At 71.2% G+C, this 21,149-nt stretch carries 21 protein-coding genes and 2 pseudogenes; 6 read left to right on the forward strand and 17 right to left on the reverse strand.

All coding sequences use genetic code 11. The annotated features are described in order from the left end of the window. Positions 1-131: 131 nt before the first annotated feature. The 3 genes from ACWD5O_RS22905 to hrcA all read right to left on the reverse strand — a co-directional run bounded on the left by ACWD5O_RS22905 (position 132) and on the right by hrcA (position 3,131). On the reverse strand, positions 132-866 hold the full coding sequence (locus tag ACWD5O_RS22905; protein ID WP_354965586.1) for a 16S rRNA (uracil(1498)-N(3))-methyltransferase: 735 nt from the start codon (positions 864-866) through the stop codon (positions 132-134). 23 nt (positions 867-889) lie between these two features. Then, on the reverse strand, positions 890-2,035 hold the full coding sequence (gene dnaJ, locus ACWD5O_RS22910) for a molecular chaperone DnaJ (RefSeq protein WP_172899204.1): 1,146 nt from the start codon (positions 2,033-2,035) through the stop codon (positions 890-892). 73 nt (positions 2,036-2,108) lie between these two features. Continuing rightward, positions 2,109-3,131 carry a heat-inducible transcriptional repressor HrcA gene (gene hrcA, locus ACWD5O_RS22915; protein WP_074313627.1) on the reverse strand — a complete coding sequence of 341 codons (1,023 nt, stop codon included), beginning with the start codon at positions 3,129-3,131 and terminating at the stop codon, positions 2,109-2,111. A 198-nt stretch (positions 3,132-3,329) separates the two neighbouring features. Between hrcA and ACWD5O_RS22920 the strand changes: the two genes are divergently transcribed. Then, positions 3,330-3,950, forward strand: a complete 621-nt coding sequence (locus ACWD5O_RS22920) for a DUF4870 domain-containing protein (RefSeq protein ID WP_354965587.1) — start codon at positions 3,330-3,332, stop codon at positions 3,948-3,950. Between the two features lie 102 nt (positions 3,951-4,052). Here the strand turns inward: ACWD5O_RS22920 and hemW are convergent, their stop codons facing one another. Further along, positions 4,053-5,276 (reverse strand): radical SAM family heme chaperone HemW, encoded by a 1,224-nt coding sequence (gene hemW / locus ACWD5O_RS22925; protein ID WP_450086535.1) that lies wholly within the window; start codon positions 5,274-5,276, stop codon positions 4,053-4,055. A 19-nt stretch (positions 5,277-5,295) separates the two neighbouring features. On the opposite strand from hemW, the gene ACWD5O_RS22930 reads away from it, so the two are divergent. After that, positions 5,296-6,084: an enoyl-CoA hydratase-related protein gene (locus ACWD5O_RS22930; RefSeq protein ID WP_354965588.1), complete on the forward strand. Its 789-nt coding sequence runs from the start codon at positions 5,296-5,298 to the stop codon at positions 6,082-6,084. Between the two features lie 63 nt (positions 6,085-6,147). Here ACWD5O_RS22930 and ACWD5O_RS22935 read toward each other — a convergent pair whose 3' ends face one another. Further along, positions 6,148-6,549 carry an SDR family NAD(P)-dependent oxidoreductase gene (locus ACWD5O_RS22935; protein WP_450086500.1) on the reverse strand — a complete coding sequence of 134 codons (402 nt, stop codon included), beginning with the start codon at positions 6,547-6,549 and terminating at the stop codon, positions 6,148-6,150. Between the two features lie 88 nt (positions 6,550-6,637). Continuing rightward, a pseudogene (locus ACWD5O_RS22940) lies at positions 6,638-6,913 on the reverse strand (SDR family NAD(P)-dependent oxidoreductase); the annotation flags it as partial. 304 nt (positions 6,914-7,217) lie between these two features. On the opposite strand from ACWD5O_RS22940, the gene ACWD5O_RS22945 reads away from it, so the two are divergent. After that, positions 7,218-8,078 carry a hypothetical protein gene (locus ACWD5O_RS22945; RefSeq protein WP_354965590.1) on the forward strand — a complete coding sequence of 287 codons (861 nt, stop codon included), beginning with the start codon at positions 7,218-7,220 and terminating at the stop codon, positions 8,076-8,078. A 222-nt stretch (positions 8,079-8,300) separates the two neighbouring features. Next, positions 8,301-9,203: a phytanoyl-CoA dioxygenase family protein gene (locus ACWD5O_RS22950; RefSeq protein ID WP_450086501.1), complete on the forward strand. Its 903-nt coding sequence runs from the start codon at positions 8,301-8,303 to the stop codon at positions 9,201-9,203. Positions 9,204-9,271: 68 nt separating this feature from the next. Here the strand turns inward: ACWD5O_RS22950 and ACWD5O_RS22955 are convergent, their stop codons facing one another. The 8 genes from ACWD5O_RS22955 to ACWD5O_RS22990 form a co-directional block, all read right to left on the reverse strand. After that, a complete protein-coding gene (locus ACWD5O_RS22955; RefSeq protein ID WP_450086502.1) occupies positions 9,272-9,913 on the reverse strand; it encodes an MOSC domain-containing protein in 642 nt (213 codons plus the stop codon). Positions 9,914-9,981: 68 nt separating this feature from the next. Further along, on the reverse strand, positions 9,982-10,812 hold the full coding sequence (locus tag ACWD5O_RS22960; RefSeq protein ID WP_354965593.1) for a carbohydrate ABC transporter permease: 831 nt from the start codon (positions 10,810-10,812) through the stop codon (positions 9,982-9,984). Next, positions 10,809-11,795 carry a carbohydrate ABC transporter permease gene (locus ACWD5O_RS22965; protein ID WP_354965594.1) on the reverse strand — a complete coding sequence of 329 codons (987 nt, stop codon included), beginning with the start codon at positions 11,793-11,795 and terminating at the stop codon, positions 10,809-10,811. The genes ACWD5O_RS22960 and ACWD5O_RS22965 overlap by 4 nt, the downstream gene beginning before the upstream one ends. Continuing rightward, positions 11,792-13,081: a sugar ABC transporter substrate-binding protein gene (locus ACWD5O_RS22970; RefSeq protein ID WP_354965595.1), complete on the reverse strand. Its 1,290-nt coding sequence runs from the start codon at positions 13,079-13,081 to the stop codon at positions 11,792-11,794. The genes ACWD5O_RS22965 and ACWD5O_RS22970 overlap by 4 nt, the downstream gene beginning before the upstream one ends. Before the next feature lie 233 nt (positions 13,082-13,314). After that, a complete protein-coding gene (locus ACWD5O_RS22975; RefSeq protein WP_210857841.1) occupies positions 13,315-13,599 on the reverse strand; it encodes a GlsB/YeaQ/YmgE family stress response membrane protein in 285 nt (94 codons plus the stop codon). Between the two features lie 526 nt (positions 13,600-14,125). Beyond that, positions 14,126-14,410, reverse strand: coding sequence for a GlsB/YeaQ/YmgE family stress response membrane protein (locus ACWD5O_RS22980; RefSeq protein ID WP_074313648.1), 285 nt, complete (start codon positions 14,408-14,410; stop codon positions 14,126-14,128). A gap of 391 nt (positions 14,411-14,801) precedes the next feature. Further along, positions 14,802-16,679 carry a translation elongation factor 4 gene (gene lepA, locus ACWD5O_RS22985; protein WP_354965597.1) on the reverse strand — a complete coding sequence of 626 codons (1,878 nt, stop codon included), beginning with the start codon at positions 16,677-16,679 and terminating at the stop codon, positions 14,802-14,804. Between the two features lie 125 nt (positions 16,680-16,804). Then, on the reverse strand, positions 16,805-17,341 hold the full coding sequence (locus tag ACWD5O_RS22990) for a DUF4240 domain-containing protein (RefSeq protein WP_450086503.1): 537 nt from the start codon (positions 17,339-17,341) through the stop codon (positions 16,805-16,807). A 61-nt stretch (positions 17,342-17,402) separates the two neighbouring features. On the opposite strand from ACWD5O_RS22990, the gene ACWD5O_RS22995 reads away from it, so the two are divergent. Both ACWD5O_RS22995 and rpsT read left to right on the forward strand, forming a co-directional pair. Continuing rightward, positions 17,403-18,389, forward strand: coding sequence for a phosphotransferase (locus tag ACWD5O_RS22995; protein ID WP_450086504.1), 987 nt, complete (start codon positions 17,403-17,405; stop codon positions 18,387-18,389). Positions 18,390-18,575: 186 nt separating this feature from the next. Next, positions 18,576-18,842: a 30S ribosomal protein S20 gene (gene rpsT / locus ACWD5O_RS23000; protein ID WP_450086505.1), complete on the forward strand. Its 267-nt coding sequence runs from the start codon at positions 18,576-18,578 to the stop codon at positions 18,840-18,842. Positions 18,843-18,980: 138 nt separating this feature from the next. Here the strand turns inward: rpsT and ACWD5O_RS23005 are convergent, their stop codons facing one another. The 3 genes and pseudogenes from ACWD5O_RS23005 to ACWD5O_RS23015 form a co-directional block, all read right to left on the reverse strand. Continuing rightward, positions 18,981-19,418, reverse strand: a complete 438-nt coding sequence (locus ACWD5O_RS23005; protein WP_450086506.1) for a hypothetical protein — start codon at positions 19,416-19,418, stop codon at positions 18,981-18,983. Next, complete coding sequence (holA, locus tag ACWD5O_RS23010; protein ID WP_450086536.1) at positions 19,415-20,395, reverse strand: DNA polymerase III subunit delta; 981 nt, start codon at positions 20,393-20,395, stop codon at positions 19,415-19,417. Before holA ends, ACWD5O_RS23005 begins: the two co-directional genes overlap by 4 nt. A gap of 343 nt (positions 20,396-20,738) precedes the next feature. Further along, positions 20,739-21,070, reverse strand: a pseudogene (locus ACWD5O_RS23015) (replication-relaxation family protein); the annotation flags it as partial. Positions 21,071-21,149 lie beyond the last annotated feature (79 nt).

A 21,149-nucleotide genomic window follows, 5' to 3' on the forward strand; every position in this document is an offset into this window, starting at 1 on the left:
GGCCGCAAGTGTTGCGGTGGTTGAAGCAGAGCAAAGGGCGCGGGCAGGGTGGTTGGGGGAGCTGGGACGTCGGGGGCAGGACAGCCGGGGCGGGCGTCGCCCTCGGGGGTGGGAACGGCTCCGAGCCCGGACTACCAGCGGCCGAGCCGGGTGGCGAGCACGCTGAGCGCGGCCACCCCGGCGGTGGACGTCCGTAGCACCGCAGGGCCGAGCCGGACCGGTCGGCCGCCCGCCTCGCGGAAAGCGGTCAGCTCGGCCGGGGCGATGCCGCCCTCGGGGCCGACCACCAGGACGATCTCCCCGGCCGGCGGCAGGTCGGCGACGGTCAGCCGTTCGTCGGCCTCCTCGTGCAGCACGAACCCGGCGGCGGCACCGGCGATCCGGCGGGTCACCGTGGCGGTCGACTCGTCCGGCGCCCCGGCCACCACCGGCAACCAGGGGCGGCGGGCCTGCTTGGCCGCCTCCCGGGCCGTGGCCACCCATTTCTCCCGGGCCCGTACGCCCCGGTCGCCGCGCCACTGGGTGACCGAGCGGACCGCCGCCCAGGGCACGATCTCGTCCACCCCGACCTCGGTCATCGCCTGCACGGCCAGCTCTCCCCGGTCGCCCTTGGCGATGCCCTGCACGATCACCAGCCGGGGTACGGGCGCGTCCACGTATCCCCGAGAGGTGATCGTGAGTTCCAGGCTGCCCCGGCCGACGGCGGTGACCACGGCGGCGGCCGTGCCGCCCCGGCCGTCGGCGAGCAGCAGCTCCTCGCCGACCCGCAGCCGCTGCACGGTGGCGGCGTGATGCCCCTCGGGACCGTCGAGGGTCATCGTGTCGGCGGTGGGCAGCGACTCGACCAGGAACAGTGGGGCGGACACGATGATCAGGCTAGCCGCGCCCGTCAGGCGTGGCCGTTGAACGCGTCGCGCATCCGGGAGAAGAAGCCGCCCTGCTTGGTCAGCTCGGCGACCTCCTCGCCCCGGGTCTTGGCGAAGTCGCGCAGCATCTTCTCCTGGTCCGGGTCGAGCTTGGTCGGCGTCCGGACGTCCAGGTGCACGTAGAGGTCGCCCCGCCCGGTGCCACGCAGGTGCGGCACACCGCGGGCGCGCAGCCGCAGCGTGCTGGCGGGCTGGGTGCCTGCCTTGACGTCGACCGTCTCCTCGCTGTCCAGCGTCTTGATGGTCAGCCGGGTGCCCAGCGCCGCCGCCGTCATCGGGACGGTGACCCGGCAGTGCAGGTCGTCGCCCTTGCGGGAGTACACGTCGTGCGGCCGCTCGTGAATCTCCACGTAGAGGTCACCGGCGGTGCCGCCACCCGGGCCCACCTCGCCCTGCTGGGCCAGCCGGATCCGCATGCCGTCCTCGACGCCGGCGGGGATCTTCACGGTCAGCGAACGGCGGGTGCGCACCCGGCCGTCGCCTGCGCAGGTGGGGCAGGGGTGCGGGATGGTGGTGCCGTAGCCCTGGCAGACGGTGCACGGCCGGGCGGAGACCACCTGGCCGAGGAAGGTGCGCTGCACCGACTGCACCTCGCCCCGGCCGCCGCACGCCTCGCAGGTGGCCAGGTGGGTGCCGGCGGCCGTGCCGGCGCCGGAACAGGTGGTGCAGAGCACCGCGGTGTCGACGGTGATCGGCGCCTCGACCCCGAACGCCGTCTCGTGCAGGTCCAGCTCCAGCCGCAGGATCGCGTCGGCGCCCGGCCGGGTCCGCGGGCGCGGGCCGCGCGCGCCACCCGCCGCGCCGCCGAAGAACGCGTCCATGATGTCCTGGAACCCGACGAACGGGCCGGCGCCGCCCGGACCACCCGGGCCGCCGGCGCCGCCGCCACCCGGGGCGAGCGGATCGCCACCGAGGTCGACGATCTGCCGCTTCCGGTCGTCCGAGAGCACCTCGTACGCGGCGTTGATGTCCTTGAACTTCTCCTGAGCCTCCGGGTCCGGATTGACGTCCGGGTGGAACTGGCGCGCCAGCTTGCGGTAGGCGCGCTTGATCTCGTCATCGGAGGCTTCCCGGCTCACACCGAGAATGCCGTAGTAGTCCCTGGCCACTGCGTTCCGTGTCCTCATGTTCGTCTCGCGTTGCGCCGGTCGGCGGCCGCAGCCGGCCGTCGGCCCTGACTGGTCAGTTCTGGGCCAGCAACTCGCCCACGTAGCGTGCCACGGCGCGCACCGTGGCGATGGTGCCGGGGTAGTCCATCCGGGTGGGCCCCAGCACCCCCAGGCCACCCACGATGGTGGCGCCCGGGCCGTACCCGGTGCTGACCACCGAGGCGGCACGCAGGTTGTCGAACTCGTTCTCGTCGCCGATCAGCACCCGGGTCGTGCTCGGCTCGGTCTCGCCGATGAGCTTGAGCAACACGACCTCCTCCTCCAGCGCCTCGAGGATCGGCCGCAGCGAGCCCTGGAAGTCGAGCAGGCCGCCCCGGGTGAGGTTGGCGGTGCCGGCCAGCGCGATGCGCTCCTCGTGCCGCTCGACCAGCGTCTCCAGCAGCACGGTGGAGAGCGTGGTCATCGCCGGGCGCAGCTCGGACGGCGCCTCTTCGACCAGCGCCTGCACCAGCGGCGGCGTGTCGGACAGTCGGGCGCCGGCGAGCTTCTCGTTGACCAGTCGGCGCAGGTCGGTGACGTCGTCGGGATGCACCGGCCCGGGCAGCTCCACCAGCCGCTGCTCCACCCGCCCGGTGTCGGCGATCATGACGAGCATCAGCCGGGTGGTGGAGATCGGCACCAGCTCCAGATGGCGCACCGAGGAGCGGGCCAGGCTCGGGTACTGCACCACGGCCACCTGCCGGGTCAATTGGGCGAGCAGCCGTACGGTGCGGTGCACGACGTCGTCGAGGTCGACCGCGCCGACCAGGAAGCGCTCGATGGCCCGGCGCTCGGCCGGGCTGAGCGGCTTTACCCGGGACAGCCGGTCCACGAAGAGCCGGTAGCCGCGGTCGGTGGGCACCCGGCCGGCACTGGTGTGCGGCTGCCGGATGTAGCCCTCCTCCTCCAGCACGGCCATGTCGTTGCGGACCGTGGCCGGGGAGACACCGAGCTGGTGCCGCTCGACCAGCGCCTTGCTGCCGACCGGCTCCTGCGTGGAGACGTAGTCCTCGACGATGGCGCGGAGCACGGCGAGCTTGCGGTCGTCCAGACCCATCCTCCGCACCTCCTGTCGCACGTCGGCCGCCGGCACGGCGGGGCCGGCGGGCCGTACTGGCACTCGACTGTAACGAGTGCCAGTCTACGTCGGCGTGCCCCCCAGCGCGATGATCAAGGCCGCCGCTGTCCGTTCAGACAGGCTGGCCCGGCGGTGTCGCTCTGGTGGGCGTTGCCACGGGCCCCTACCGTGACATCCATGACTGAACCACCTCGCCCTCCCGGTGCGGGAGACCCCGGCGATCAGCCGCCGGAGCCGACCTACCCGCCGGCCGCTCCCGGCCCGGCCTCCTCGGCCGAGCCACCCACCGCACCACTGTCCGGGGCACCCGGCCCGGGCGGCTATCCCCCGGCCGGTGGCTATCCGCCGCCCACCGGTGACCAACCGCCGTCGGGCGGCTACCCTCCGCCACCCGGGGGCTATCCCCCTGGCGGCTATCCGACCGGCGGCGCCTACGGCGGCCCCGGCGGCGGCTACGCCAGCAACGAGGACAAGACCTGGGCACTGGTCGCGCACTTCGGCGGCGCCGCCGGCGCGCTGATCAGCTTCGGCCCGCTGGGCTTCGTCGCCCCGCTCATCGCCTATCTGGCCCGCGGTCAGCAGTCGCCGGCCGTCCGGGCGCAAGCCCTGGCCGCGCTGAACTTCCAGATCCTCTGGTCGATCATCGCGTTCGTGCTGCTCTTCGTGAGCTGGTGCCTGCTCTTCCTGCCCAGCATCGCGGTGGTGGTGATCCAGATCCTGTTCGGGATCATCGCCGGGATGAAGGCCAACGAGGGCCAGCTCTACCGCTACCCGATGTCGGCCAGTTTCATCAAGTGACCCGGGTCGGCCGCTCCCCCGGCCGACCCGGTGCACCGCCGTCGGTCGACCGGCGGGCCGACTGCCGACGGCCGTCGGGCCAACCGGCGGCGGCACGCCGGCTCAGGGCAGCAGGTCGCGCACCACGGCGTCGGCGAGCAGTCGGCCGCGCAGGGTGAGCACCGCCCGGCCGGCCGCGTACTCCGGTGCGGCCAGCAGTCCGTTGGCCAGCGCCCGTTCGGCGCCGGCCCGGCCGGTGGCGTCGAGCACCGCCAGCGGCAGCCCGGTGGTGAGCCGCAGCCGGAGCATGACGTCCTCCATGTGCGCCTCGTCGCCGGTGAGCACCTCCCGGGCGAGGCCGGGTGACGCGCCGGCGGCCAGCCGCTGGGCGTACGCCGACGGGTGCTTGACGTTCCACCAGCGCACCCCGCCGACGTGGCTGTGCGCCCCGGGGCCCAGCCCCCACCAGTCGGCGCCGGTCCAGTAGAGCAGGTTGTGCCGGCACCGGGCCTCGTCGGTGCGGGCCCAGTTGGAGACCTCGTACCAGGACAGGCCGGCGGCGTCGAGGGCAGCCTCCGCGGCCAGGTAACGGTCCGCGGCGACGTCGTCGCTGGGGTACGGCAGTTCGCCGCGACGCATCCGGGCGGCCAGCCGGGTGCCGTCCTCCACGATCAGGGCGTACGCGCTGACGTGGTCCACCCCGGCTGCGACCACCTGCTCCAGCGAGGCGGCGAAGTCCTCGGCCCGCTCCCCCGGGGTGCCGTAGATCAGGTCCAGGTTGACGTGCTCGAAACCGGCGTCGCGCGCCTCCAGGGCGGCGGCGGTGGCCCGACCGGCGCTGTGCTTGCGGTCCAGGATCGCCAGCACCCCCGGGGAGGCGGACTGCATGCCGAGCGAGATCCGGGTGTAGCCGGCGGCCCGCAGCAGCTTCAGCGACTCCGGGGTGACCGACTCCGGGTTGGCCTCGGTGGTCACCTCGGCGTCGGCGGCCAGCCCCCAGGTGCGGTCGATGCCGTCGAGGATGCGGGCCAGGTCGTCGGCGGGAAGCAGAGTGGGCGTGCCACCGCCGACGAAGACGGTGTCGACCCGGGGCGGTGGGTTGTCGCCGAGCACCCGGGCGGCGAGCGCCAGCTCGGCCAGCACGGTGTCGGCGTACCCCTCGCGGCTGGCGCCGCCGCCCAACTCGGCCGCGGTGTAGGTGTTGAAGTCGCAGTAGCCGCAGCGGCTGGCACAGAACGGCACGTGGACGTACACGCCGAAGCCGCGCGCGCCGACCGCGGTGGTGGCGGTGGCGGGCAGCGATCCGTCGGCGGGGACGGTCTCACCATCTGGAAGGACGCCGGGCATGGCCACTAGTGTGCCCGGCATGACCTCTCCCGACGTGCTCGTGCGGGTCTCCACGGCCCGCGGGGTGACCACCCTCACCCTGGACAGCCCGCACAACCGCAACGCGCTCTCCACCGGCCTGATGACCCAGCTGCTGGCCGGGCTGGCCGACGCGGTGGCCGACGACGCGGTCCGGGTGATCGTGCTCGACCACACCGGTCCGGTGTTCTGCTCGGGCGCGGACCTGAAGGAGACCGCCGCCGCGTATGCCAGCGGGACGGTGCCGGCCGGAATGCTGGGCGACGTGCTCGCCGCGCTCTGGGAGTGCCCGAAGCCGGTGCTGGCCCGGGTCGCCGGGCCCGCGCGGGCCGGTGGGTTGGGCCTGATCGCGGCCGCCGACCTGGCGGTCTGCACCGAGGAGGCGACGTTCGCCTTCACCGAGGTGCGGATCGGGGTGATCCCGGCGGTGATCTCGGCGACCGTGCTGCCCCGGCTGCACCCGCGCGCCGCCGCCGAGCTGTACCTGACGGGCGACACCTTCGACGGCCGGCGGGCCGCCGAGATCGGCCTGGTCACCGCCGCGGTCCCGGTCGAGGGGCTGGACTCGGCGGTCAGCCGGTACTGCGACTCCTTGGTGCGCGGCGCCCCGGGTGCACTGGCCGGCGCGAAGGAGTTGCTGCGCCAACCGGGCACCGCCGAGCTGCGCGCTGAGCTGGCCCGGCTGTCCGCTCTGTCGACCGGATACTTCCTCTCCGACGAGGGACGCGAGGGGGTCACCGCGTTCCGGGAGAAACGACCGGCGCACTGGGTGCCCGCTCTCGACGTCTAAGCAGAGCAAACGGCCTCGATGAGGGTGGGGCGCCGCCCGGGAAAGGCGGCGCCCCGAGGTCCGTCACCACGCGGTCGCGCCGCCGTCGACCGGGTAGTTCGCGCCGGTGATGTACGAGGCCCGGTCGGACGCGAGGAAGACCACCAGCTCGGCGACCTCCTCGGGTTGGGCGAAGCGCTTGACGAGCGTCTTGCCGGTGATCGCGTCCCGGGCCGCCTGGTTGTCGCCGAGGTCGCGTTCGCTGGCCGGGCTCACGATGGGCCCGGGACTGATCGCCACCGCCCGGATCCCGTGGGGCGCGCCCTCGAGCGCGAGTTGTCGGGTCATGCCGATGATGCCGGCGTTCGCCGCGGCGTGCCCGACCATCGGGGGGACATGGCCACCGATCATTCCGGCCATGGAAGCGGCGCTGATGATGACGCCGCCGCCGCGCCGGACCAGGTGCGGCCAGGCGAACTTCGACACGAAAGAAGGGAATGTCGAGTTCGCCGGTGATGGTGTACCGCCAGTCCTCGACGGAGAAGTCGGGCATCGGGCCGAAGCGGAGCGCGGCCGCGTTGTTGTAAACCACGTCAAGCCCGCCGTACGCCGCCACCGCGTCCTCGACGAACTGGCGCACCTGTTCCGGGTCGGTGAGATCGACCGGTGCGATGCCCGTCATCTCCCCACCGGCTTTCCGGACGAGGTCGACCGTTTCGTTGTTGCCATCGATCTGGATGTCGGCCCCGACGACCCGTGCACCTTCCCGCGCGAAGGCCAGCGCCGCGACGCGGCCCAGACCTCCACCGGTGCCGGTGATGAGCACGACCTCGCCATCCAGCGTTCCCATGGGACTCCTCCTCGGTCCGTGGCCCAGGTCCTGACGGGCCCGGGTAATTGACGTGTCATGTCAGGCAATCGCTTGACCGATCAAGCACTTTCCACCGAACTCGGCCATCGTGACGCTGACGACAGACCATTGGGGATAAATTCGGAGAATCCGGGCAATAGTCCTGCGATCAGGAAGTCGGGTGAGACCCCGACCGGAGGGGGAATCTCCAGTCGGCGTAGGTCGGTCCCGTCGGTTCGAAACCGGTCGGACGACCCGGATTGGTCGCCGGGGGACGTACTCTTGTCGGACTGTCGATCTGGGGGTGTGGGTGCGAACTCGGGCAACCGTGGCGGGTGGCGTGGTCCTCGTCCTCGTCGCCGTGATCGCAATCTGGCTCGTCCTGCGGCAGGTCGGAGACGAGCTGCGACTGCCGCTGTCCTCGCGGACCTGCACGGTCCAGGCCGACGGTCGGGTCGCCTTGGACGCCGACCAGATGGCCAACGCGGCGACCATCGCGGCGATCGGCGCCCAGCGCGGGATGCCCGAGCGGGCCGTGGTGGTCGCGCTGGCCACGGCTTACCAGGAATCCGGGCTACGCAACCTCGCCGACGGCGACCGTGACTCGGTCGGCCTGTTCCAGCAGCGCCCGAGCCAGGGTTGGGGCAGCCCGAAGCAGATCCGCGACCCGCGCTACGCGGCGAACCGGTTCTACGCGGCGCTGAAGAAGGTGCGCGGCTGGGAGTCGATGCGGGTCACCGACGCCGCCCAGCGGGTGCAGCGCTCGGCGTTCCCCGAGGCGTACCAGAAGTGGGCCGACGACTCCGAGGTACTCAGCCGGGCGCTGCTGGGCGACGTCACCGGCGCGGTCGCCTGCTCGGTGGGGCGTACCCCGGTGATGCGCGGCGCGGCGGCGGCCGCCCAGTTGACCCGCAACCTGGTGCTGGACTGGGGGGTGTCGAGCACCGACCCGGACGACCAGACCGGGCTGGCGGTGACCGCGGGCGACCAGCGCGACGGCTGGCGGTACGCGCACTGGCTGGTCTCGCACGCACAGGACCACGGGGTGAAGCGGGTCCGCTTCGGCGGGCTGGAGTGGACGGCCCGGGACGGCACCTGGGGGCGGGTGAGTGGCGAGCAGGGCCCCGCCGGTCAGGTGGTGGCCGAGGTGTTCGCCGAGGCGTGACACCGCCCCGATTTCTTAACCGGCAGTCACCGCACAATCGGACAACGGCCCACAGAGGCTGCTATTGATCACGCAAATTTGACCATCCGTGACAGTCCCGCTGCGCGCGGTCCGACCGGTGTCCAACCGCTCCGCACGCCCTCCCCAATGCCGAGGTATGCGCGTTACGATCGGCGGCCTGTGCCAGAAATGGTTTCACCTCATGGGGAGGGGTACGACGCGGTGTTCGATTACGGCGACCGGACCGGCTACGAACCGATCAGCGACACTGACCGCAAGGAGTTCCACGAGCAGGGTTTCCTCCTGCTGCGCAACGTCCTGACCGAGGATCACCGGGCGGCGCTGGAGGCGGCGGTCGACCGCGTCTACGCGGAGGAACAGGCCAAGGGCAACACCAAGAAGGACGGCACGCTGCACCTGCTGGGCTTCCTGGAGCGCGACGAGCTCTTCGGTGAGCTGCTCACCCACCCGATCGCCTTCCCGTACATGTGGGGGCTGGCGGGCTGGAACATCTACACCCACCACAACCACCTGGACGTCACCCCGCCGGCGCTCGAGCCGGAGAAGCCGTACTGGGGCTGGCACCAGGACGGGTACCGCCAGAACTCCGACCCGGAGACGATGGACCCGAACCTGCCCCGGCCGATGTTCTCGCTCAAGGTCGCGTACGTGCTCTCCGACCTCTCCGAGACCGGTCGCGGCGCCACCAAGGTCATCCCGGGCAGCCACCTGTTGAACTCGCTGCCCCGGCCGAAGGACCTCAGCGTGCACAACCCGGACCCGGAGGGCACGGTGGAGATCACCGCCAACCCGGGTGACGCCTTCATCTTCGACCGCCGCCAGTGGCACTCGCGGTCGACGAACCTGTCGTCCATCACCCGCAAGATGCTCTTCGTCGGCTACACGTACCGGTGGATCCGCCCGCTGGACGAGCTGCACCCGGACCTGGACGGCGAGTGGTACCGCAACCGCACGCCGGTGCAGCGCCAGCTGATCGGCGAGGGCACTCACACCGCCAACTACTGGGGCATCAACTGGGACGGGTACGTCGACGACGAGATCCCGCTGCGCAAGGAGCTCAAGGAGCGCGGCCTGTTGGACCGCAGCGTCCCCTGGCTCCGCTGACCCGCTGACCGCGAGAGCCCCTGCCGTCTGGAGATGGCAGGGGCTCTTGCGCGTCCGCCGGGCGTTCGTCAGGCGCGGCCCACGAGCCGGCGGCGGACCTTCTCCCGGATCGGCTCCGGCAGGTCCTCGGCGTCGAGCAGCCGGGGCAGCAGCTCCGGCTCGAGGCTGGTCGCCCGGAACACCTCGCCGATGGTCACCCCGTGCGCGGGCCGGTCCACCACCTCGACCGGGTCGCCCGGGCCCACCTCCCCCTCGCGCAGCACCCGCAGGTAGGCCCCGGGCAGCGCCCGGACGGTGAACCGCTTGATCAGGTCCGGTACGCCCCAAAAGCCGGCGAAGGTGGTGCACGGCGTTCGAGGCTTGGTCACCTCAAGCAGGGCGGACCCGATCTGCCACTGCTCACCGATCACCGCGCCGGTCACGTCGACCGCATACGTGGTGAGGTTCTCGCCGAAGCCGCCGGGCCCGATGTCCCGGCCCAGTTCGGTCGCCCACCAGGCGCCGTCCTCCTCCGCGTAGGCGTAGACCGCCTGATCCTCGCCGCCGTGGTGGGCTCGCTCGCCGATGAAGTCGCCGACCACCCCGTCGACCCGGATCAGCACCGGCGCGTCCACCGGCCGCTTGTCGATGCCGCTGCGACCGCTCGCGTCGCCGGCCCACACGGCCTCGGTGACCACACCGAGGTTCACCGCTGCCACCCTGCCCGTCATGGCGGTCAGCCTAGCGGGACCCGACGGGGTGGCGCGTCGCCAAGATCGCCGACAGCCGTGGGCGGCCGTCAGCCCTTGACGGCGCCGGCGACCAGGCCGGAGACCATCCGCCGCTGCACCAGCAGGAAGAAGATGATGACCGGCAGGGTGAACAGGGTGGAGGCGGCCATCACCGGGCCCCAGTTGGTGTCGTCCCGGCCGAAGAAAAAGGTCATCGCCACCGGCAGCGTGTACCGATTCTGGTCGTTGATGAACGTCAACGCGAAGATCAGCTCGTTCCACGCGGTGATGAAGGAGAAGATGCTGGTGGCCACCAGGCCGGGTGCGACCAGCGGGAACAGGATCCGCCGGAAGATCTGGGCCCGGCTGGCTCCGTCGATCGCGGCCGCCTCCTCCAGTTCCTTGGGCACCGCCGCGACGAAGCCGCGCAGCATCCAGACCGCGAACGGCAGCGAGAAACCGAGGTACGTGAGGATCAGGCTGGGCAGGGTGTTGTAGAGCCCGAGCCGCTGGATCATCAGGAACAGCGGGATGACCAGCGCCTCCAGCGGGATCATCTGCACCACCAGCAGCATGATCAGGAAGCTGGTCCGCAGCCGGAACCGGAACCGGGCCACCGCGGTCGCGGCGAGCAGCGCGACGAGGCCGCTGAGCACCACCGTCGAGACCGCGACCAGGGCGCTGTTGAGGAAGAAGTCGGCGAAGCTCACGCCGGGGATCAGGTTGCCGGTCAGGATCTCCCGGTAGTGCGCCAGCGTCGGGTGGGTCGGCACCGGCTGCGGGGTGGACGAGAAGATCTCCTTGCTCGGCTTCAGCGAGGTCGAGATCATCCAGTAGACGGGGAACGCCGCGAAGAGCGCGACCAGCAGCCCGGCGCCGTTGAGGGCGAACTTCTTCACGACTCGTCCTCCTGCCTGAGCACCATCCGTACGTAGAAGCCGGTGACCAGGAGCAGGATCAGCGTGAGGATCACCGCGATGGCCGCACCGAGGCCGTACTTCGGCGGTGGCGAGAACGCCTCCGCGTAGGAGTAGATGGAGAGCATGAACGTCGGCCGGTCCTGTGTGCCTCCGGCCAGTACGAACTGCTGGGTGAAGACCTTGAAGTCCCAGATGGTGGAGAGCACGATCAGGATCCCGAAGACCGGGCGCAGCAGCGGGAACGTGATCTTCCAGAACGCCCGCCAGGGGCCGGCGCCGTCCACCCGGGCGGCCTCGTGCAGCTCGCTCGGCACGCTCTTCAGGCCGGCGAGCACGCTCACCGCGATGAAGGGGAACGAGTGCCAGACCACCACCAGGGTGAGGATGGCGAAGAAGAGCAGCGGCGAGTTGAACCAGCCGTAGCCGGTCCAGTCACTGTGGCCGAAGAGGGCGTTGGAGAGGCCGTCCGGCAGCGCGTTGAACAGCCAGGTGACCAGACCGCTGGTGTCGTCGAAGATCCACTTCCAGACGATCGTCCCGGTCAGTGCCGGGGTCGCCCAGGCGAGCATCACGCAGCTGGCCACGAAGGTGGCCATCTTGCGGCCGAGCCGGTTGAGCAGCAGCCCGACCAGGGTGCCGAGGACCATCGTGAGCAGCACGTTGGCCGCGGCGAACAGGACCGTGTTGCGCAGCACGGTCAGGAAGAACGGATCGGTGAGGATGTCGGCGTAGTTGCCCAACCCCACCCACGGCCACTCCCGGTCGCCGCGTAACTGCCGGACGCTGTTCAACCGGTAGAAGGACATCACCACGACCTGGCCGAGCGGCCAGAGCAGCAGCACCCCAATGATCGCCAGTGCGGGCAGCAGCAGCAGGTACGGCAGGCGGTCGACTCGGCGACGCCGCCGCGCGGGGTTCTCCCGCGCGGCGGCCGTCTCCGGCACCTCGGTCAGCGTGGTCACTTGGCGTTGAGAATGCTTTCCATCTCAGCGGCCGCGTCGGCGGTGGCCTTCTCGACCGTCTTCTGACCCTTCATGACCGAGCTGTTCATCGCCTGGGTCACCGTCTTGGTCCGGCTGACCTCCACCCACTTCGGGGTGAGCGGCGTGAGCTTGGTGTTCTGCATGGTGGTGGCGAACGCCGCCATCACCTTGTCGTTGGTGTACGTGTCGCTGGCGACCAGGTCCTTGTAGACCGGGAAGAAGCCGAGGCTGCTCGCGAAGCTCTGCGAGTTCTTCTTGTTCAGCAGCACGGTCAGGTAGTCCCAGGCCAGGTCCTGACGCTCGCTGTCCTTCCAGATCGCCACGTCCGAGCCGCCGGCGAAACCGGGCGCGGCCTTGCCGTCCGGGCCGGGGATCGGGAACGTACCCCAGACCTTCTCGATCTCGGGGTTGTCCTTCTTGATGGCGCCCTGCTGCCAGCTGCCGGCGAAGGCCATCGCGGCCTTTCCGGTGGCGAACTGGGTACGCGCGTCGATCTCGTTCCAGCCCGCGGCGGCCGGCGGGGCCACCTTGTGGACGGTCACCATGTCGGTCCAGAACTTGACGGCCCGCTGCGCCTCCGGCGTGGTGTAGCCGGACTTCCAGGCGCCGCCCTGGTTGCTGGCGATCTCGCCGCCGGCGCCCCAGAGGAAGGAGTAGAAGGGCAGCTCGGAGTTGCCCGGCAGGGCGATGCCGTAGGTGCCCTTCTTCTTCGCCTGCACGGCCTTGGCCACGCTGATCAGCTCGTCCCAGGTCTTCGGCGGCTGCACGCCCGCCTCGGCGAACCAGTCGGTGCGGTAGTAGATGGCCCGTACGCCGGCATACCACGGCACGCCGTACTGCTTGCCGTCGAGCTGCGCGTTGCGTACCAGGTCAGGCAGCAGGTCCTTGCCGTCGGCCCAGCCGCCCATCCGGCCGCTCACGTCGGCGAGCGCCTCCTGGGCCGCCCAGCCCTGGGTCTCGGTGTTACCCAGCTCGGTGATGTCCGGTCCCTCACCGCCGGCGAGCGCGGCCTGGAACTTCTTGGGCGCCTCGAGCCAGGGGATGTACTGCACCACCACGTCGGTGTCGGGGTGCTTCTGCCGGAACTCGGTCTCCACCCCGTCGAGGAAGGTGTTCTGCGCGTCCCCGCCCTCGCCCATCATCCAGACCGTGAGCTTGCTGTCGTCTGCCGCGTCGTCGCCGGAGCCCCCGCCGCAGCCGGTCAGCACCATCGCGGCCGAGGCCACCACGGCGGTGACCGGGGCCAGCCGTTTCCACCTGTTCACGCCACTTCTCCCCTCGCGCCGCCTGGAACTAACCTTCTCCGCCGCACCTTAGTACGAAGGATTCCTTTACAACAGTGGGCGTGCCGGCGGAAGCGTGGCGACCGTACCGCAGGGGGCCGGCGAAAGGCGCTGTGGCATCGGGCCGAAGTCGGGCACTCCCACACGAAAGAGCGCCCGGCCGAGGGCCGGGCGCTCTTTCCAGTGGTGCGGTGGTGCCAGGTGATGCCGGGTTGTTATCGGGTGATGCTGCGGCGGCGACCCACGCCGGCCACCAGCGCGACCGCGATGGCCGCCACGACGACCTGCACCAGCAGCTCGCCCCAGTCGACGCCGCTGGTCTCGGTCGCGATGCCGATCGCCCGAGCCAGCACGGTGCCCAGCAGGGCCGCGCCGACACCGATCAGCAGGTGCAGCCAGATCGGCATGTTCTGCCGGCCCGGAACGACCAGGCGGCCCAGGGCCCCGACGATGAGACCGACAACGATCGCAGTGATGATGCCCCACACGGTGAGCTCCACGGTCGCCCTCCTTCGAAGAATGTCTGACACACGCGGTGTGTGCTTCCTGTCGTGACCGCTAAGTTCCCGACCCGCCGAAAATCCAAACCGACTTCCCGCACCAGACGATCACGACTGGGCGTACACGGACAGGTTCCACCGCCCCCCGGCCTCTTGCGGCCGAGGGCGACGGGCGCGGGCCGGGCGACAGACGGCGGGCCATGCCGGACGGCCGACGGGCCACGGCGGGCAGCGGGCGGTGTGCGCGGGGCTGGCCGCGGGCGGCTGCGAGCGGCGACGGGCGCGCTGGGGGCAGGTGCACGGGCTGCGGGCGAGCGCCGACGGCGGCGAACGGCCGCCGCTGGCGTGATCGACACGAGTTCACGGATACCGGGGTGTCCCGGCAGCAGGGACACCGCGAGACCCCTGATGTCGAGAGGATCAAAGGCGGGCTGGCGCCAGGACAAGACCGTTGCCGGGCATGAACGCGAAGGGCACCCGACCAGTCGGTCGGGCGCCCTTCGGATGTGTCGCGCTGGTGCGGGTGTTATCGGGTGACGCTGCGGCGGCGACCCACGCCGGCCACCAGCGCGACCGCGATCGCGGCCACGACGACCTGCACCAGCAGCTCGCCCCAGTCGATCCCGTTGGTCTCGGTCGCGATGCCGATCGCCCGCGCCAGCACGGTGCCCAGCAGGGCCGCGCCGACACCGATCAGCATGTGCAGCCACATCGGCATGTTCTGCCGGCCCGGAACGACCAGGCGGCCCAGCGCGCCGACGATGAGACCAACAACAAGCGCAGTGATAATGCCCCACACGGTGAGCTCCACGGTCGCCCTCCTTCAAAGAATGTCTGACACACGATGTGTGCTTCCTGTCGTGACCGCTAAGTTCCCGACCCACCGAAAATCCAAACCGACTCACCATCGACACCAACGGTGGGCGTCAATGCGCCACGGCTGCGTCGGTTGACACAGGGCGCGTCCACACAGGTCACCCGCCCTGTCGTGGGGGCCACCCGCCACCGGCGAAGCCCGAAAAAAATCTCCGCCCCGGCCGGGTCGGCCCGTTGCCACGACCCGCCAGCCGGCGAGAAACGGCGGTGCCGCCGGCCCGGGTACGGCGACGGCCGGCACCCCGTCGGGCGATCGGTCGTCGCGACCGGCCCGGCCGGGGCACCGGCCGTGTTCGTCAGTCAGCGCCGGCGCACCGGCGCCGGTGTCACTTCTTGCCGGCGGCCTTGCCGTCGCCGGAGTCGGAGGAGAGGGCGGCGATGAAGGCCTCCTGCGGCACCTCGACCCGGCCGACCATCTTCATCCGCTTCTTGCCTTCCTTCTGCTTCTCCAGCAGCTTGCGCTTACGGCTGATGTCACCGCCGTAGCACTTGGCGAGCACGTCCTTGCGGATCGCCCGGATGGTCTCCCGGGCGATGACCCGGCTGCCGATGGCCGCCTGGATCGGCACCTCGAACTGCTGGCGCGGGATCAGCGTGCGCAGCTTGGCGGCGATGGTGACGCCGTAGTTGTACGCCTTGTCCTTGTGCACGATGGCGCTGAACGCGTCAACCGGCTCGCCGTGCAGCAGGATGTCCACCTTCACCAGGTCGGACGCCTGCTCGTCGGAGGGCTCGTAGTCCAGCGAGGCGTAGCCCTTGGTCCGGCTCTTCAACTGGTCGAAGAAGTCGTAGATGATCTCTGCGAGGGGCAGCGTGTAGCGCAGCTCCACCCGGTCGGCGGAGAGGTAGTCCATGCCGAGCAGGCTGCCCCGCCGACCCTGGCAGAGCTCCATCACCGCGCCCACGTAGTCGTTGGGTGTCAGCACGGTGGCCCGGACCACCGGCTCGTACACCTCGGCGATCTTGCCGGTGGGGTACTCGCTGGGGTTGGTGACGACGATCTCCTCGCCGTCATCCGTGATCGCCCGGTAGACGACGTTCGGCGCGGTGGAGATCAGGTCGAGGTTGTACTCGCGCTCCAGCCGCTCCCGGATGATCTCCAGGTGGAGGAGGCCGAGGAAGCCGCAACGGAAGCCGAAGCCGAGCGCGCCGGAGGTCTCCGGCTCGTAGTCCAGCGCGGCGTCGTTGAGCTTGAGCTTGTCCAGTGCCTCGCGCAGGTTGGGGTAGTCGGACCCGTCGATCGGGTAGAGGCCGGAGTAGACCATCGGCTTCGGGTCCTTGTAGCCACCCAACGCCTCGGCCGCCGGCCGACTGTTGATGGTGACCGTGTCACCGACCCGGGACTGTCGGACGTCCTTCACGCCGGTGATGAGGTAGCCCACCTCGCCGACGCCGAGCGCCTCGGCCTTCACCATCTCCGGCGAGATGACACCGATCTCCAGCAGCTCGTGCACCGCCCCGGTGGACATCATCTTGATCCGGTCCCGGGCGCTGATCCGGCCGTCGATGACCCGGACGTAGGTGACGACGCCGCGGTAGACGTCGTACACCGAGTCGAAGATCATCGCCCGGGCGGGCGCCTCGGCGTCGCCGACCGGCGGGATGAACTGCCGGACGATCTCGTCGAGCAGGTGCGGCACGCCCTCGCCGGTCTTGCCGGAGACCCGGATGCAGTCGGCGGGGTCGCCGCCGATCAGGTGGGCCAGTTCCTCGGCGTACTTCTCCGGCTGGGCGGCCGGCAGGTCGATCTTGTTGAGCACCGGGATGATGCGCAGGTCGTTCTCGAGCGCCAGGTAGAGGTTCGCCAGGGTCTGCGCCTCGATGCCCTGCGCGGCGTCGACCAGCAGCACGGCCCCTTCGCAGGCTGCCAGCGACCGGGACACCTCGTAGGTGAAGTCGACGTGTCCTGGGGTGTCGATCATGTTGAGCACCGCGTGCTCACCGATCCGCTCACCCTCGCGGATGGTCCACGGCATCCGGACGGCCTGGCTCTTGATGGTGATGCCGCGCTCGCGCTCGATGTCCATCCGGTCCAGGTACTGGGCGCGCATCTGCCGGGGGTCGACCACGCCGGTGAGCTGCAGCATCCGGTCGGCCAGGGTCGACTTCCCGTGGTCGATGTGGGCGATGATGCCGAAGTTCCGGATGCGACCGGGGTCGGTGGCACCAGGAGCATTCGCGCCGGGATCGAGCTTCGGTGGCACAGCGGTCCGTTCTGGTCGGCTGACGTGAACAGGCCGGCGCGCCGCCGACCCCCTCTATGTTCCCACGCCGCCGGGGTGCCCCCGCTGCGCGGGCGATGGATCGGCCTGCGAAGCGCCCGCGCCCGTCACTCCACCGGCGGCTCCACGAAGAGCGCGGCCAGCCGGGGCAGCCGACGGCGGGCCTCCTCCTCGTCGTCGAAGTCCCAGAAGTCGTTGAGGTCCGGCGCGCGCACCGGCTCCCGCTCCGCGGGCAGATCCGACGCGGTGGCCTTGCGGTACGCGTCCCAGGGCACCGCCAGCATCGGCTCGGCGGAGAACTCCTCCCCGCTGAGCGAGGCGGCCCGCACCTGCGGCAGCTCGGCCAGCGAGTCCGGGTCGGCGACCGCACGGGCGAACACCGCCCGGCCCTGGGTCATCAGCCAGCCCCGGAAGTGCTCAAAGCCGTCCGCCGACGCGCCGCCGTTGATCAGGTACGCCGCACCCCACAGATCCGCCTTGTGCGAGGCGGCCAGCACCCGCGTCTGGTGCCGCGCGTACCCGATGATGTCCTCCGGGTCACGCTCGGCGAGCAGCGCCACGGCGCGCGCGGCCACCGGGCCCGGCTCTCCCCCACCGCCGGCCCGGGCCTCGTCGATCAGCTGCCAGAAGTCCTCGGTCCTCATGGCTTGGCAGTCTGGCAGTGTCGCCGCGCGCTGTGCACGTACCCCGGGGCAGCATGGTGGGGTGTCCCCGACGCCGCTGCCTCCGGTGCCGTACCACGCGAGCGCGCTGCGCCCCTCGTGGCCGGCGCTGCCGGCGGCGCTCCGGGCCGCGATCGCCGACCGGCTCGGCGCGCCGGTGGTCACCGCCCGGGTCGCCGGCGCGGGCTTCACCCGGGGCTTCGCCGCTGTGCTCGACACCGCCGACGGCGGCCGGGCCTTCGTGAAGGCCGCGTCCGCCGTCGAGCAACCGCACCTGGTCGACTCGTACGCCCGGGAGGCCGCGATCCTCGACCGGCTGCCGGCCGGCCTGCCGGCGCCCCGCCCCCGGTGGACCCTGTACGAGGCCGGCTGGTTCGTGCTCTGCACCGACGCCGTCGACGGACACACCCCCCGGCTGCCCTGGGCGCCCGCCGAGCTGGACGCCACGCTCGCCGGGTACGCCGAGATCGCCGCCGCGCTGGCCGACCCGCCGGCCGGGCTGACCGCGCTCGGACTGCCGCACCTGGCCGACCTGGCCCGGTCCGACATCCTCTGGTGGGAGGAGGTCGCCGCCGGCCGGGAGCCACCGCCGGCGCTGCCCGAGCCCGTACGAGGCCGGCTGCCCGAGCTGGTGACATTGGAATCCCGTCTCCCCCGGTACGCCGCCGAGGCGACCGGCCTGACCCACGGTGACCTGCGGGTGGACAACGTACTCATCGACGCGGACGGCCGCGCCTGGTTCTGCGACTGGACCTGGGTCTGTCACGGGCCGGCCTGGTTCGACCTGGCCAGCCTGCTGCTCACCGCGTACGCCAGCGGCCCGGACGCGGACCGGATCTTCGCGGCGCACCCGGTCACCGCGGGCGCACCACCGGACGCGCTGGACGCCACCCTGGCCGCGCTGGCCGGCTACTTCCTCACCGGCGCCGCCGCGGCCCCGCCGACCGCCTCGCCCCACCTGGCCGCGCACCAGCGGTGGAGTGGCGAGCAGGCGCTCGACTGGCTCGCCCACCGCCAGGGCTGGCGGTGACGCGGCCGGAGCATCCGGGGGCGTAGTGTGATCCCCGGCGGGCCGGGGATCGGCCGCGCGGTGGTCGAGCCGTTTTGGCTCGTCCCGGGCGACCTGGTAACCTGGCTCTTCGCGCAGCGATGACGCATGTTCGTCATCCCGCGCACCTAAGCTGACCAACCCGAGCTATCAAGACGAGGCTGTCGCGTGGCGAACATCAAGTCCCAGATCAAGCGCAACCGGCAGAACGAGAAGGCCCGGCTGCGCAACAAGTCGGTCAAGTCGTCGCTTAAGACCGCCGTCCGGAAGTTCAACGAGGCTGCTGAGGCCGGTGACGTCGAGAAGGCCACCGCGCTGATGCAGGAGGCCTCGCGCAAGCTGGACAAGGCTGTCAGCAAGGGCGTGATCCACTCCAACCAGGCCGCGAACCGCAAGTCCGCGATCTCCAAGCGCGTGGTGTCGCTCTCCGCCTGACGACTCGCCGTCAGACTGATTCGGAAAGCCCCGGGCCCCGGCCCGGGGCTTCCGTGTGTCCAGAGCACCGGGTTGAGCCCTTTTGGGTTGAGACCTTGGAAGGAAAGCGCCCCTCCAAGGGCCGTTCCGCTCCAAGATCTACTGTGACTGGGCCGGTGGGTGCGTCGGTGCGTCGGTGTGCGGGGGCGATGCGTCCACCGTCACGACGACACCCGACACGGTGTGCGGCAGCCACTCGACCCGGGCCCGGCCGACCACCGGCTCCATCTGCCGGCGGAAGCGGTCCCGTTCCTGCTCCGGCACCAGCGCGGCGGAACGCACCACGATCGCGGCCACCATGTCGTTGAGCTTCACCATCACCGCCACCGCGGCGGGCAGCACCAGCACAGCCCACCAGGTGACCAGCTCGGCGAGGGCGAGCAGCACGGCCAGCGCGACCGTGCCCTCGAAGAAGAGGAAACAGAGCACCCCGCCGGGGTTGACGAACCGCAGGCCGAGGAGCCGGGCGTAGAGCGGCCGGTAACGCTCCTCGTCGGCGGGGATGGTGGCCCACGCCGTACGGTTCGGCCCCGTCACCGCGTGCTGCCCTGCCGGGCCGCCGCGACCGAGAAGACAGCACGCTCCAGGGCGTACGCCCGGTCGTCCGAGCCGCCCTTGACGGCCGCGTTGCACTCGGCGGCGACCTGCATGGCCCGGACCAGCCCCTCCGGCGTCCAGCCGCGCCCCTGCCGCTGCGCCCGCTCAATCTTCCAGGCCGGCATGCCGAGGCTGCTGGCGAGCTGGTACGGGTTGCCCCGCCCGGCCGACGCCACCCGGGCCACCGTGCGCACCCCGTCGGCCAGGGCGTCGGCGATGGGCACCGGGTCGACTCCGACGTGCAGGGCCCAGCGCAGCGCCTCCAACGCGGCCGGCACGTCCCCGACCATGGTGGCGTCGGCCACCGTGAAGCCGGTCACCTCCACCCGGCCGCGGTAGTAGCGGGCCACGGTGTCCGCGCCGATCCGGCCGTCGGTGTCGGCGATCAGTTGGGAGCAGGCGGCGGCCAGCTCGCGCAGGTCGTTGCCGACCGCCGCGATCAGTGCCTCGGCGGCGTCGTCGGTGCACTTGCCGCCGGCCCGGCGGATCTCGTCGCGGACGAAGGCCACCCGGTCGCGGTGCCCCTTGAGCTTGGCCGCCGGGACCACCGTCGCCCCCGCCGCCCGCAGCCCGTCAGCGAACGCCTTGCCCTTGGCGCCGCCCAGGTGCAGCACGAGCAGCTGGACCTCCGGGTCGGGGTTCTTCGCGTACGCCAGCAGGGCGGTGACCAGGTCCTTGCGGGCGTCCTGGCCGGAGCGCAGGATGAGCAGCCGCCGCCCGCCGAACAGCGACGGGCTGAGCATCTCGGCGATCTCGCCGACGGTGAGCGCACTGGCCTGGTACTCACGGACATCCACGTCGGGGTCGACGCTGCGGACCCTCGCGACAGCTTCGGTCACCGCTCGCGTGGCGAGCAGCTCCTCATCACCGAGGACGAGCAGAATGGGGGCGAGGCTGGCGGGGGTCACGCCGCCCATATTCGCACGGCCCACGGTGGGATCGTGCCTGGTCATTCGCCGCTCGGTCGGCGGAGCCCGCACTCAGTGCAAATACCGACATTCACCTCAATGGCCAGCATAATCCGCATCACGTCAATCTTGCTGCGAGCGGGGCCGCCCCCTCTCGGCCCCCTCGCGGCCCCCTCGCGGCCTCCCTCGCTTGATCCACACGGGGCCAGCGATATCGCGGTGTCAGGCGGTCGTTGATACCCCGATGTCAGTGAACTGGAGTCGATCAGGGTGAATGTGGTCACCGCCGACGTCGGTTCAGGGTTGTCGGCCCGGTGGCACCCCTCGGCGGACCACCGCGAGGCCCGCCCCGCGACTGTTTGCGGCGGCGAGCTTGGTCCCGGCGTGGTCGGCCGAGTCCGCGTTGGACGCGGACGTGGTCGTAGCCGAGCTGGTCCAGGAGTAGTGGTAGGGGTAGGAGCCTCCGTCGGCTTTGTTGGGCCGGAACCGGTCCACCGCCCGCAGCAGCGTGAGGCGGCGCAGGCGGCGTTGGGTGGAGTCCAGGGACGGGAACCGGGGGGCGGCGATCTGGTCGGTGGTGAACACGCCGTGGTCGTAGAGCCAGCCGAGGAGCCGGTCGTCGCGGGCGGTGATGCTGGCCTGAGGCCGCAGCAGCGGATCCGAGGTCTGTGTGGGTTTACGCATGGGCAGCCCCAGGGGGGAGACCCCAGAGCTGAGGGTCTGTCTGGAGCCGATCAGAGTCGTTGTGAGGGGGGTTGACCTG

Source organism: Micromonospora sp. NPDC005161 (assembly GCF_053599855.1).